Origin of the sequence: Achromobacter pestifer (assembly GCF_013267355.1) — a bacterium.
Taxonomy (GTDB): Bacteria; Pseudomonadota; Gammaproteobacteria; order Burkholderiales; family Burkholderiaceae_B; genus Achromobacter; species Achromobacter pestifer_A.
Map to the genome: position 1 here is coordinate 6,751,933 of NZ_CP053985.1, position 13,034 is coordinate 6,764,966.

The window sequence follows — 13,034 nt, forward strand, 5'->3', positions numbered from 1 at the left end:
ATCAGAGGCCGGCGGACGATGGCGATCGTGCCCACATCAGGCCAGGCCCAGGTTGCCGGCGAAAACGCGCGCGTCCGAGTCTAGCGCGAGCACGTCGTCAAGACTGTTGAGCGTAACAGATGCTTGCCGCGCCTGCCACTCCAGGGTCGCCTCGATAACCCGCGGAATCCAGGTGTAGGTCAGCCGGCCGCCCAGGAAAGCCTCCACCGCGATCTCGTTGGCGGCATTCAGCGCCACACATGCCCCCTGCCCGGCGCGCAACGCCGCGAATGACAGGGCCAGACACGGAAAACGGGCTAGATCGGGCTTCTCGAAGTCCAGCCGGCCCAGCCGCGTCAGGTCCAACGGACCGACGCCGCTGTCCAGGCGCTCGGGAAAGCCCAGGCCGTAGGCTATGGGCGTGCGCATATCGGGCTGGCCGAGCTGCGCCAGCACGGAGCCGTCGTCGTACTCCACCATGGAATGCACCACGCTCTGGGGATGCACCACCACCTCGATGCGGTCGGCGGGCATGGCGAACAGCCAATGCGCCTCGATCACCTCGAGACCCTTGTTGAGCATGGTGGCGGAATCGACCGAAATCTTGCGGCCCATGCTCCAGTTGGGGTGGGCGCAAGCCTGGGCCGGGGTCACGTCGTGCAGGTCTTCCAGGTCGCGCCCACGGAACGGACCGCCGGAAGCGGTCAGCAGCAGGCGGCGCACGCCCGGCGCAGGGCTCTCCGGCGCGACAGCGCGCCCGCCATGGGGCAAGCACTGGAAGATGGCGTTATGTTCGCTGTCGATAGGCAGCAGTTCAGCGCCGTTGTCACGTACGGCCTGCATGAAGAGCGAGCCGGCCGCGACCAGCGCTTCCTTGTTGGCCAGCAGGACGCGCTTGCCGCTGCGGGCTGCCGCCAGGGCGGCGGGCAGACCCGCAGCGCCCACGATGGCGGCCATGACCGCGTCGCATTGGGGGTCGGCGGCGGTATCGGCCAGCGCCTGCGCGCCGACCCGGATCTCCGGCATGGGCTGACCGCCTGCCCAGGCAGCAATGAATTTTTCGCGGGCCGCCGCATCGGGCACCACCACGACGGCCGCCCGGCACGCCTGCGCCTGCTGCGCCAGGCGCGCCATCCGGCTGTACGCCGACAAGGCATGAACCGCCAGGCGCTCGGGGTGGCGAGCGATCACATCCAGCGTGCTTTCACCGATCGAACCGGTGGATCCCAGCACGACGACGCGTTGAAAAGCCGTCAAAACAACACTCCAGACAAAAGTAGCGCAAACGGCGCGACCGGGAGAATGGCGTCGATGCGGTCATAGACCCCGCCGTGGCCCGGCAGCAGCGTGCTGGAATCCTTGCGGCCGGCCCGCCGCTTGAGCAGCGATTCGAACAGGTCTCCGACGATCGACACCACGCCCAGCAGCGCGGCGATGGGCAGGGCCAGCCACAGGCTCCAGCGCTCGACCAGCGCGTGGCCATAAGTGCCGTCCCACAGGCTGGAAAGGCCGATCCAGATGACCGCGCCCAGGACGCCGGCGACCGCGCCGGCCATCGTCTTGCCCGGGCTGACCCGCGGGGCCAGTTTACGCTTGCCGAACGCCCTGCCGGCGAAATATGCGGCGATATCGGCGACCCAGACCAGCGCCAGCAGCGACACCACGAAACCGGCGCCGTGCGCCACGAACATCTGCGCCAGCACGGCCCAGGCGGCAAACGCGGCGGGTACGGAGAAAACCGACCAGCCCAGGCTGGCGGGCGGCGCATCGGAACGGCCGCGCACCACCACCGCCAAGCCGCCGAACAGCCAGACCGCGGCCACTGCCGGCACCAGATAGCGCAGCACCCAGGCGGGATCGGCGATTCCCGCGCCGCCACCCGCCAGCCAGGCCGAAGCCAAGGCCAGCATGCCCGCAAACAGCAGCACGGCGACGCCGACGGCGATCAAGGGGGAAGGCGGTTGCGGCAGCGTCAGGCGCAGCCACTCCCAATTGGCGCAGGCGGCAGCCAGGGCCAACAAGGCAACGAACCACCAGGGGTTCGCGCTGATCATCGCGGCAGCCAGAACGGCCAACAGAACGACTGCGGTAACGATACGCTGGCCCAACATATGACGGTCTCCTCGTGTACAGCCTGGAAAGACGCGCGGGTCGTCCGTTTACTTCGCGCCGTCTTCGCTGAGTTGCGCGCTGGTACGGCCGAAGCGGCGTTCGCGCGCCCGGTACCAGTCAAAGGCGGCCGCAAGCTCGGCGGCGCCGAAATCCGGCCAGTAGCGATCCGTGAAGTAGAACTCCGCGTAAGCCATCTGCCAGATCAGGAAATTGGAAATGCGCTGTTCGCCGCCAGTGCGGATGAACAGGTCGGGCTCGGGCGCCCAGGCCATGGACAGGTGCCGGGACAGGCGCCCCTCGTCCACCAATTGGGGCTGGGCGGCCAGTCCGGGTTCGGCCGCCAGCATGGCGCGGGTGGCCTGCAGGATGTCCCAGCGTCCGCCATAGTTGGCGGCGACCGTGAGATGCAGGCGGTCGTTGTGCGCGGTGCGTTCCTGCGCGGCGAAAATGAGTTCTTGCAGGCGGGGCTCGAAGGCCGACAGATCGCCGATGACGTGCAAGCGCACGCCCTGCTCGTCCAGCTTGCCGATTTCGCGCTCCAGCGCCTGCACGAACAGGCGCATGAGCAGCGACACTTCCTCGGCGGGACGGCGCCAGTTCTCGGAACTGAAGGCGAACAGGGTCAGATAGCGCACGCCGGCGCGGCCGCAGGCCTCGACGACGCGACGCACCGCCTGCACGCCCTTGGCGTGGCCCGCCGTGCGCGGCAGCAGCCGCCTCGTCGCCCACCGGCCATTGCCATCCATGATGATGGCCACGTGCTCGGGAATGTCGCGGGTAGCGGGAACCGCCTGGGTCGAACTGGTTGCCATTGGTCTGGAGCTGCGCGCGGTGAAACGGCGAAAACGGAAATACAGGGAGAAAAGCCTGCGCCGTCGCTCCACCGCTGCGCAGCAATGCTGCGGAACAATGGACAGGACGGCGCTCAGGCAGGAAATCCTGGTCGCCAGGGCGATACGGCCTAGCCTATCACCCTGACGGCATCCAGGAATTATACGGTCATGATTTCCGCTTCTTTCTGCGTGACCATCTTGTCGATCTCGGCCACGCTGCGATCGGTCAGCTTCTGGACATCATCCTGCGAACGGCGCTCGTCGTCCTCGGAGATTTCCTTGTCCTTGACCAGCTTCTTCAACGCTTCGTTGGCTTCGCGGCGCAGGTTGCGCACGGCCACCTTGGCGTCTTCGCCTTCGCTGCGGACCACCTTGGTCAGATCGCGGCGGCGTTCTTCGGTCAGCGCGGGCATCGGCACGCGGATGGTGTCGCCCATCGACATGGGGTTCAGGCCCAGGTCCGATTCGCGGATCGCCTTTTCAATCGCGGCGGCCATGCTCTTCTCGTAGGGCTGCACGCTGATGGTACGGGCGTCCACGAGGTTCACGTTGCCGACCTGGCTGATCGGCACGGGCGAGCCGTAGTACTCGACCTGCACGTGGTCCAGGATGCCGGTGTGGGCGCGGCCCGTGCGGATCTTGGCCAGGCTGGTCTTGAGCGTGTCAAGCGACTTGGCCATCCTGGCTTCGGCGGATTTGCGGATTTCTGCGGCGCTCATGGAATTTCCTTTTCTTTAGACGTGTACCAAGGTGCCTTCGTCTTCGCCGCTGACGACCCGCTTGAGGGCGCCGGACTTATTGATCGAAAACACTTTGATCGGCAGCTTCTGGTCACGGCACAGCGCGAAGGCGGTGGCGTCCATGACTTCCAGCCGGCGTACGATCGCTTCGTCGAAGCTGATGCGCGAGTAACGCGTGGCGGTGGGATCCTTGTTGGGATCCGCGCTGTAGATGCCGTCGACCTTGGTGGCCTTCAGCACGATCTCCGCCCCGATCTCGGCGCCGCGCAACGCAGCAGCCGTGTCCGTGGTGAAGAAGGGGTTGCCGGTACCTGCCGCGAAAATGACGACCTTGCCCTCTTCGAGGTAGCGCAGCGCCTTCGGGCGGATGTACGGCTCGACGACCTGATCGATGTTCAAGGCCGACTGCACGCGGGTGTCGATACCCTTGTGCTTGAGCGCGTCTTGCAGCGCAAGCGCGTTCATGATGGTGGCCATCATGCCCATGTAGTCGGCGGTTGCGCGGTCCATGCCCTGCGCACCCGGGGCGACGCCACGGAAAATATTACCTCCGCCGATGACGATGGCCAGCTCGACGCCCGTGGCGGCGACCTCGGCAACCTCATCGGTCATGCGGACGATGGTGGAGCGGTTGATGCCGAATGCATCGTCGCCCATCAGCGCCTCGCCGGAAAGTTTGAGAAGAACCCGTTTGTATGCTCTGCTGCTCATAGGTGATATCCCGAAGAACAATCCGACGAAAGTGTAAGACAAGAAATAGGCCGGACTAGAATTTAATCTAGCGCCGGCCCTTAAGCACTACCCTGGGTCAGGCGCGGCCAGCGGCGGCGGCGGCGACCTCAGCGGCGAAATCGCTGGTCTTCTTCTCAATACCTTCGCCGACAACGAACAGCACGAACTTGCTGATCGAAGCGCCCTTTTCCTTGAGCATCTGCTCAACGCTGTGCTTGTCGCTCTTGACGAACGGCTGCGACAGCAGGGTGACTTCCTTCAGGAACTTCGCGACCGAACCTTCGACCATCTTGGCGACGATTTCAGCCGGCTTGCCCGATTCGGCGGCCTTCTGCTCGGCGACCGAGCGCTCGGCGGCGATGTCGGCGGGGTTCACGCCGTCGGCGTTCAGCGCCTTGGGCTTGGTGGCGGCGATGTGCATCGCCAGGTCCTTGCCCACTTCTTCCGCGCCGGTGTATTCGACCAGCACGCCGATCTTGCCGCCGTGCACGTAGCTGGCCAGCGCGTTCGGGGTCTCGATGCGCTCGAAGCGGCGGATCGAGATGTTTTCGCCGATCTTGCCGATCAGGGCGGTGCGGGTGCTTTCGACCGTGCCGTCGCCGTAGGGCAGCGCCGACAGGGCTTCCACCGTGGCGGGGTTCTGCGTGGCGACCAGCTCGGCCAGCTTGTTCACGAAGCCGACGAAGTCGTCGTTCTTGGCGACGAAGTCGGTTTCGCAGTTGATTTCGATGACGGCGCCCTTCTTGGCGTCGGCGGAGATGAACAGACCGATCAGGCCTTCAGCGGTGACGCGGGCGGCAGCCTTGCTGGCCTTGTTGCCCAGCTTGACGCGCAGGATTTCCTCGGCGCGGGCCAGGTCACCCTCGGCTTCCGTCAAGGCCTTCTTGCACTCCATCATGGGCGCGTCGGTCTTTTCGCGCAGTTCCTTGACCAGGGCAGCGGTAATTTCAGCCATGTTTGCTCCAATTTGCTAGAACATGCCCCGGCGCACCGGGACAGTGGTTTGATTCGATGGGACATCCGCGACTAGCGGATCAGGAAGATGGGAGCCCACCTTCGCATTGCCGGCGAGGCGGGAGCGGACCGGCTTCGGCACCGCTCCCAGACGCTAACCGCCGGACATGACAGCAGGCTTAGGCCTGGTTGTCCTGCACTTCGACGAACTCTTCCTGACCTTCGCCCAGCTCTTCGACCAGACCGTTCAGGTTCTGTTCGCGGCCTTCCAGCACGGCGTCGGCGATGCCCTTGGCGTACAGCGCGATGGCCTTGGCCGAGTCGTCGTTGCCGGGGATGACGTAGTCGATGCCGTCGGGCGAGTGGTTGGTGTCAACCACGGCGACCACGGGGATGCCCAGGGTCTTGGCTTCGGCGATGGCGATCTTGTGGTAGCCGACGTCGATCACGAAAATGGCGTCAGGCAGACCGTTCATGTCCTTGATGCCGCCGATCGACTTGTTCAGCTTGTCCAGTTCGCGTTGGAACAGCAGGCCTTCCTTCTTGATCATGCGCTCGGCGCCGCCTTCGGCGACCACGACTTCCATGTCCTTCAGGCGCTTGACCGAGGTCTTGACCGTCTTGAAGTTGGTCAGCATGCCGCCGAGCCAGCGGGCGTCGACGAAAGGCATGCCGCAACGGCTGGCTTCGGAGGCGACCAGCTCGCGGGCAGCGCGCTTGGTGCCGACGAACAGGATGCTACCGCCGCGAGCAGCCAACTGCTTCACGAACTTGGTGGCTTCCTGGTACTTATCAACCGTCTTTTCGAGGTTGATGATGTGAATCTTGTTGCGATGGCCGAAGATGTAGGGGGCCATCTTGGGGTTCCAGTAGCGGGTCTGGTGACCAAAGTGGACACCCGCTTCCAGCATTTCGCGCATCAAAGACATAACTTTCTCCAAGGGTTGATTTCTTGCGCCGCACCTGCATCAGCCTCTGGCTGACACCCTGGGTGGTGTTGCGCGCGATTTCCCGCAAATGCGGGATGACTAAATTTTAACCGGGCCGACCGATCACTGCCGCAATAACTACGACGCCCTAGGGCGCCTTCTACTACGCTGCCGCGATAAACCCAGACGGCCGCCACGACCAAGAGCCTTGCACCGCACGCTTGCAGGCGCTTGTCCAGACCCACCAGGAATTTCCTGGAAGTTTCCGGCGGTTTCCCGAAAGCGCACCCGGACCTGTTTTGTTGGCAGCGAAATCCAGCTCTGGAAAATCCAGCTCTTCGCGTTCAAGCGCGGGGTTTTACGCCCTGGCTTCAGTTCGACCGCGCATCAGACCATCGGGGCATTTCTTAAGAAAACGTGAACGTTTTCAAGAACTTAAGCCGACGCCCATACTGAGTCCAGACCCTGAGCCTGCATCGCCGCTCTAAAACATGACCGGGCTTACAAGCACGCCGCGTCCCAGCTTGCACCTGCTTTGGATTCACCGCCGCCCACACGTGTCCAGCAGGTCCTGCCCGCGCTCCCGCCCATGGAACCAACGACCCACCCGATTTCGCTCCACAACCTTCGCTTGCGGTGAAACTTCAGGGCGCGCCGCCGATCACTATGAAAGGATCCGCTGCCAATAACTGCCGGGTTTGCGTGGCCTGACGCCGAACGTCGCTGCCTGCACCCGCCGGGCTCAGCCTTTGCCGTAACCCGATTGCTCCCCAAAATTTTAGGGAAGCCTATAATTCTACTATCCTTTCAAGCAGACATTCAAGCGAGATATCGCCAAGCGACTCCATGGGCACTATCACCAATCAAGCCGACCTGGCCAAGATGCGCGCCGCCTGCCAGGATGCGGCCAAAGTCCTCGATTTCATCACTCCCTACGTCAAGCCTGGCGTCACCACCGGGGAGCTGGACCGTCTCTGCCTGGAATACCTGACCGATGAGCTGGGCGTGAAATCCGCCACCGTGGGCTATGCCCCCCCGGGCTACCCGCCCTTTCCCGGCGCCATCTGTACCTCGGTCAACCATCAGGTCTGCCACGGCATCCCGGGCGACAAGGTGCTGAAGAACAGCGATTCGCTGAATATCGACGTCACCATCATCAAGGACGGCTGGTTCGGCGACACCAGCCGCATGTACCCGGTGGGCGAACAGTCCATATTGTCGCGCCGATTGACCGAGATCACCTTCGAATGCATGTGGAAGGGCATCCAGCAGGTAAAAAACGGGGCCACGTTGGGCGACATCGGCAACGCGATCCAGAAGCACGCCGAAGCCAACGGCTTTTCGGTGGTGCGCGAATTCTGCGGCCACGGTATCGGCCAGCGCTTCCATGAAGACCCGCAGGTGCTGCACTATGGCAAGCCCGGCACGGGCGTGGAATTGACGACCGGCATGCTGTTCACCATCGAGCCCATGATCAACGCCGGACGCCGCGAGATTCGCCAGCTGTCCGATGGCTGGACGGTCGTCACCCGCGACCACAGCCTGTCGGCCCAGTGGGAGCATGCTGTCTGTGTCACCGAAACCGGTTACGAAGTCCTGACCCTGTCGCCTGGCATGCCCCAGCCGCCGGCCTTCATCACCGAGCCCCTGGTCATCCCCGCCGTCTGAAACCCCGCCTACCGCCACCATGACCGCCAAGTACCTCAGCGCCCTGCGCGAACGCATTCAGGAAGCCCGGCGGACCGCGGTGGCGCAGTTCCGCACGCACCTGCGGCCGGACGCCCTGCTGTCCGAGCTGCGGCGCATCGTCGACGCCGCGCTGCGCGACCTGGTCAAGCATTGCCCGCTGCCCACAGGCGCCACGCTGGCGGCCGTGGGCGGCTATGGCCGCGGCGAGCTCTACCCGCATTCCGATGTCGATCTGCTGATCCTGCTGCCGCACGTCCCCACGCCCGAGGACGAGTCGGCCATCGAGAAGCTGGTCGCCTCGCTGTGGGACCTGGGCCTGGAGCCCGGCCACAGCGTGCGCACCATCGAGGACTGCGAACGCGAGGCGGACGCCGACATCACGGTGGAGACCGCCTTGCTGGAGTCCCGCTGGCTCGCCGGCAGCCGCGCGCTGATGAAGAAATTCGAAGCCGCGACCAAATCCCGGCTGGACCCGCGCGCCTTCTTCCGCGCCAAGCGCGTCGAAATGCAGCAGCGCCACGCGCGCTACCAGGACACGCCCTACGCACTGGAGCCGAACTGCAAGGAGTCGCCCGGCGGGCTGCGCGACCTGCAGGTCATCCTGTGGATGGCCCGGGCGGCAGGCTTTGGCGACAGCTGGCGATCCGTGGCGCAGGCCGGCCTGCTGACTTCGTCCGAGGCGCGTGACCTGCGTAAAGCGGAACAAGCCTTCAAGCGGCTGCGCATCGAGTTGCACCTGCTGGCGAACCGGCGCGAGGATCGCGTGCTGTTCGACCTGCAGCCGGCCCTGGCCGAGGTCTACGGCATACACGCCACCGCCACCCGCCGCGGCAGCGAGCTGCTGATGCAGCGCTACTACTGGGCGGCGCGGCTGGTGACGCAGCTCAATGGCATCCTGGTGCAGAACATCGAGGAGCGCCTGTTCCCGCGCCCGGACAGCGACGCGCGCGACATCGACGACGATTTCCGCAACCTGCGCGACCGCCTGGACATCATTCGCGACGACGGCTTCGAGCGCAATCCCACGCTGCTGCTGCGCGCCTTCCTGGTGATGCAGCAGCATCCGGAACTGACCGGCATGTCGGCGCGGACCCTGCGCGCCATCTGGCATTCGCGCCATCGCATCGACGCGCAGTTCCGACGCAACCCGGTCAATCGCAAGCTGTTCCTGCAGATCCTGCAGCAGCCGCGCGGCATCGTGCACGAGCTGCGGCGCATGACCATGCTGAATATCCTGCCGCGCTACCTGCCGGTGTTCCGCCGCATCGTAGGCCAGATGCAGCACGACCTGTTCCACGCCTACACGGTCGACCAGCACACGCTGGCGGTGGTGCGCAACCTGCGCCGCTTCACCATGCCCGAACATGCCCAGGAATATCCGCTGGCCAGCCAGTTGATCGCCGGCCTGGACCGGCACTGGCTGCTGTATGTGGCCGCGCTGTTCCACGACATTGCCAAGGGCCGCGGCGGCGACCATTCCGAACTGGGCGCGCGCGAAGTGCGCAAGTTCGCGCAAGACCATGGCATGGAGCCCGAGGACACCCAGCTGGTCGAGTTCCTGGTCCGCCAGCACCTGCTGATGTCGGCCGTGGCGCAGAAGCGCGACCTGTCCGACCCCGCCGTGGTGCAGGACTTCGCCGCCACCGTGAAGGACGAACGCCACCTGACCGCCCTGTATCTGCTGACAGTGGCCGATATCCGCGGCACCAGCCCCAAGGTCTGGAATGCCTGGAAGGGCAAGCTGCTGGAAGACCTGTACAAGCTGACGCTGGCCGCCCTGGGCGGCGCCCATGCCGACGCCCACACCGTGCTGACCGAACGCAAGGAAGAGGCCGCCCGCCTGACGCGCCTGGCGGGCCTGCGCGACGACGCCCGCGAAGCGTTCTGGAACCAGCTCGACGTGGCGTACTTCCTGCGCCACGACGCCTCGGACATCGCCTGGCACACGCGCCATCTTTACCACCAGGTGGAACCGGCGCAGGCCGTGGTCAAGGCCCGCCCCACCGAGCATGGGGAAGGCCTGCAGATCATGGTGTACACCCGCGATGCGCCCGACCTGTTCGTGGCGATCTGCGGCTATTTCGACGCCAAGTCGCTTTCCATTCAGGATGCCCGCATCCACACCACGCGCCACGGCTGGGCGCTGGACAGCTTCATCGTGCTGCTGCCGGAAGGCGCCAGCGACCTGCGCGCCCACGCCACCCTGGTCGAACATGAGCTGGCTGAACGCCTGAAAGACCCGCACGCCGCCGCCTTGCAGCAGCCCGCCCGCGGCGGCTACTACGGCCGCGGCCGCCAGTCGCGCGTGTCGCGGGTGTTCCCGGTCATGCCGCAGGCCGAACTGCAGCCCGACGAACGCAGCACCTCCTGGCGCCTGTCCGTGACCGCGACCGACCGCCCCGGCCTGTTGCACGCCCTGGCGCGCGTCTTCGCCCGCCATGAAGTGAACCTGCTGATGGCCAAGATCATGACGCTGGGCGACCGGGTCGAGGACGTGTTCATCGTGGACGGCTCGGCGCTGGCGCGCCCGCGCAGCCAGATGCAGTTCGAGCGCGACATCCTGGATGCCCTGGCGGGCGAGGAAGCCCAGCAGCGCGCCGCCTGACCCCTGGCGCCTGGCATCGCCAGCGCCGCCGGGACCGCATACAATCCCGGTTTTCGGCCAGGCGATGCCCTCCCCATGGAGCTAAACGAATATCTGCGCGTTTTCGGTACCAGCTTCTTTTTCGCGCTGGCCACCCTATTGCCGTTTCTTAACCCGCCCGCGATCGCGCCGATCTTCCTGTCGCTGACCGAGGGCGCGTCATCATCCACCCGGATGGTGCTGGCCAAGCGCGTGGCCATCAATGTCTGCCTGATGCTGGTCGTCGCCATGGTGGCCGGCAACGTGCTGCTCAGCTTCTTCGGCATCTCGCTGTCCATTGTGCGGGTTGGCGGCGGCATGCTCGTGATCGCCAGCGCCTGGCGGCTGGTGAATTCGCCCGACGCCGACACGGAGCGCGTGGCGCGCATGGCCGAGTCCTTCACCCCGGAAATGGCCAAGGCCCGCGCGTTCTACCCCCTGACCTTCCCCATCAGCTGCGGGCCGGGCTCCATCGCCGCGGCCATCACCGTGGGGGTCTCGCTACGGGACCAGAACCACGTGCTTAGCCTGCTGCGGCTAGGCGGCTCCATCCCAGGCATCATCGTCGTGTCGGTGACGCTCTACATCTGCCTGCGCTTTGCCGCGCAGATGCTGCACCGGCTGGGCGACAACGGCACGGCCGTGTTCATGCGCCTGTCGGCCTTCATCATGCTGTGCCTGGGCGTGCAGATCTTCTGGGAAGGCTCGCGCGAACTGCTGCTGGGCGTGTTGCAGCAAGTGATGCAACCAATTCCAATTCCCAAGGCCTAAGCCTGGCCGGACGCCGGGTCCGGCCCCTTTTCCAACCCTTGCAAAGCAACAATGACCTCTCGCTCAGAACGCCTGCTCCGCCTGATCGCCCTCTTCTGCTTCGGCGCCGTCGGCCTCGCCCTGGTTTCCCAGCACGTCTTCGACATGCCGCCCTGCGCCTGGTGCGTCATGCAGCGCCTGATCTACCTGGTGATCGGCGTCATCGCGCTGGTGGGCGGATTCGGCGGCGGACGCGCCCTGACGCGCCTGTGCGGCGCGCTCACCGCGCTGCTGTCCCTGAGCGGCATCGCCGCCGCCTGGTACCAATACAGCGTGGCCGCCAACATGCTGTCGTGCGACCAGACCTTCGCCGACCGCTTCATGACCGGCATCGGCCTGGAAAGCGCCGTGCCGTGGCTGTTCGGCATCTTTGCCACCTGCATGGACGCCAAGGTGCCGGTGCTGGGCATCGAGTACGCCTTGTGGAGCCTGGCGCTCTTCGTCATCATTTTCTTCATGGCGCTGCCTGTCGTGTTCCGGCGCGGCGGTTCGCAGTAAGTACCGTGCAGGCGCTGTCCGGGGATCGGAACGCCGCCACGCTGCGCCAGCTGGTCCTGGGGCATGAGCCGCTGATGCGTTGGCTGCGCGTCGCCCGTGATCATGGACCCGTGGATGGCTGCGTAGGCGCCGGCGCGGTTCGCACCTTGGTCTGGAATCACCTGCACGGCTACCCGCTGGGAAACCATACCCCAGCCGACGTCGACTTGGTCTACCACAACCCCGCCGATCTCTCCGCCGCCCATGAGGCGGAAGTCACCCGCCGCCTGCGCGACGCCGCGCCCGATGCGCCCTGGGAGGTGGTGAACCAAGCCCGCGTGCACCTCTGGCGCCGAGATAGCGCGGGCGCCGCGCCGCCCCCGGCGCCCTCGCTGGCAGCAGGCATTGCGGCCTGGCCTGAAACCGCCACCTGTGTCGCCGTGCGCCTGACGCGCGCTGACGAGGTGCAGATCATCGCTCCGCATGGCCTGGCCGACCTGTTTGCGCTAGTGCTGCGGCCCAGCCCCGCAGCGGACCCCGCAGCCTATGCCTCGCGGCTCGCCGCCAAACGCCATGTCGAGACGTGGCCGCGCCTGACCGTCATGCCGTAACCCCATTCTTGATCATGTCCACCTTGAAGTACCTGACCGGATACCCGGAATCCCTGCTCACCCAGACCCAAAAGCTGCTCGACCAAGGCAAGCTGGGCGCGGCGCTGCTGGCGCGCTACCCTGCCGGCCCGCACGACGTCCGCACCGACCGCGCGCTCTACCAATATGTGACGGATCTGAAGAACGCCCACATGCGCAACGGCGACCAGATCAACAAGGTCGCCTTCGACAGCAAGATCCACGTGATCCAGCATGCGTTGGGACAGCACACCTATATCTCGCGCGTGCAGGGCGGCAAGCTCAAGGCCAAGCATGAAATCCGGTTGGCGACATTGTTCAAGACCGTGCCGGCCGAGTTCCTGAAGATGATCACGGTGCATGAGCTGGCTCACCTGAAGGAGAAGGACCATAACAAGGCCTTCTACAGTATGTGCCTGCGCATGGAGCCGCAGTATCACCAGTATGAGTTCGACCTGCGCCTATATCTGACGCACCTGGAAGCCACGCGGGAAACGTTGTGGAAGACTGCGGCCTGACATCCCCGG

At 65.3% G+C, this 13,034-nt stretch carries 13 protein-coding genes; 6 read left to right on the forward strand and 7 right to left on the reverse strand.

The features are described 5' to 3' along the window. Positions 1–36 precede the first annotated feature (36 nt). The 7 genes from FOC84_RS31755 to rpsB all read right to left on the reverse strand — a co-directional run bounded on the left by FOC84_RS31755 (position 37) and on the right by rpsB (position 6,279). Complete coding sequence (locus tag FOC84_RS31755; protein WP_173149372.1) at positions 37–1,236, reverse strand: 1-deoxy-D-xylulose-5-phosphate reductoisomerase; 1,200 nt, start codon at positions 1,234–1,236, stop codon at positions 37–39. After that, positions 1,233–2,090, reverse strand: coding sequence for a phosphatidate cytidylyltransferase (locus FOC84_RS31760; RefSeq protein ID WP_173149374.1), 858 nt, complete (start codon positions 2,088–2,090; stop codon positions 1,233–1,235). The genes FOC84_RS31755 and FOC84_RS31760 overlap by 4 nt, the downstream gene beginning before the upstream one ends. A 48-nt stretch (positions 2,091–2,138) precedes the next feature. Continuing rightward, positions 2,139–2,903 carry a polyprenyl diphosphate synthase gene (gene uppS, locus FOC84_RS31765; protein ID WP_173149376.1) on the reverse strand — a complete coding sequence of 255 codons (765 nt, stop codon included), beginning with the start codon at positions 2,901–2,903 and terminating at the stop codon, positions 2,139–2,141. A 179-nt stretch (positions 2,904–3,082) separates the two neighbouring features. Continuing rightward, positions 3,083–3,643, reverse strand: a complete 561-nt coding sequence (frr, locus tag FOC84_RS31770) for a ribosome recycling factor (protein ID WP_173149378.1) — start codon at positions 3,641–3,643, stop codon at positions 3,083–3,085. 15 nt (positions 3,644–3,658) lie between these two features. Next, a complete protein-coding gene (gene pyrH / locus FOC84_RS31775) occupies positions 3,659–4,375 on the reverse strand; it encodes a UMP kinase (RefSeq protein WP_088140170.1) in 717 nt (238 codons plus the stop codon). A 97-nt stretch (positions 4,376–4,472) separates the two neighbouring features. Beyond that, positions 4,473–5,351 carry a translation elongation factor Ts gene (tsf, locus tag FOC84_RS31780; protein WP_088140169.1) on the reverse strand — a complete coding sequence of 293 codons (879 nt, stop codon included), beginning with the start codon at positions 5,349–5,351 and terminating at the stop codon, positions 4,473–4,475. Between the two features lie 178 nt (positions 5,352–5,529). Then, the gene (gene rpsB, locus FOC84_RS31785; protein WP_173149380.1) at positions 5,530–6,279 is read right to left on the reverse strand and encodes a 30S ribosomal protein S2; all 750 of its coding nucleotides are present in this window, start codon (positions 6,277–6,279) and stop codon (positions 5,530–5,532) included. Positions 6,280–7,125: 846 nt separating this feature from the next. Here rpsB and map point away from each other — a divergent pair. From map to FOC84_RS31815, 6 genes are all read left to right on the forward strand, one after another. Beyond that, a complete protein-coding gene (gene map / locus FOC84_RS31790) occupies positions 7,126–7,947 on the forward strand; it encodes a type I methionyl aminopeptidase (RefSeq protein ID WP_173149382.1) in 822 nt (273 codons plus the stop codon). 19 nt (positions 7,948–7,966) lie between these two features. Continuing rightward, positions 7,967–10,573, forward strand: a complete 2,607-nt coding sequence (locus FOC84_RS31795) for a [protein-PII] uridylyltransferase (RefSeq protein ID WP_173149384.1) — start codon at positions 7,967–7,969, stop codon at positions 10,571–10,573. 75 nt (positions 10,574–10,648) lie between these two features. After that, positions 10,649–11,362, forward strand: coding sequence for a MarC family protein (locus tag FOC84_RS31800; RefSeq protein ID WP_173149386.1), 714 nt, complete (start codon positions 10,649–10,651; stop codon positions 11,360–11,362). 51 nt (positions 11,363–11,413) lie between these two features. Next, positions 11,414–11,899 (forward strand): disulfide bond formation protein B, encoded by a 486-nt coding sequence (locus FOC84_RS31805; protein WP_173149388.1) that lies wholly within the window; start codon positions 11,414–11,416, stop codon positions 11,897–11,899. Positions 11,900–12,045: 146 nt separating this feature from the next. Then, on the forward strand, positions 12,046–12,489 hold the full coding sequence (locus FOC84_RS31810; protein WP_217278781.1) for a nucleotidyltransferase family protein: 444 nt from the start codon (positions 12,046–12,048) through the stop codon (positions 12,487–12,489). A gap of 14 nt (positions 12,490–12,503) precedes the next feature. Further along, positions 12,504–13,025, forward strand: coding sequence for a YgjP-like metallopeptidase domain-containing protein (locus FOC84_RS31815; RefSeq protein WP_173149390.1), 522 nt, complete (start codon positions 12,504–12,506; stop codon positions 13,023–13,025). Positions 13,026–13,034: the final 9 nt, after the last annotated feature.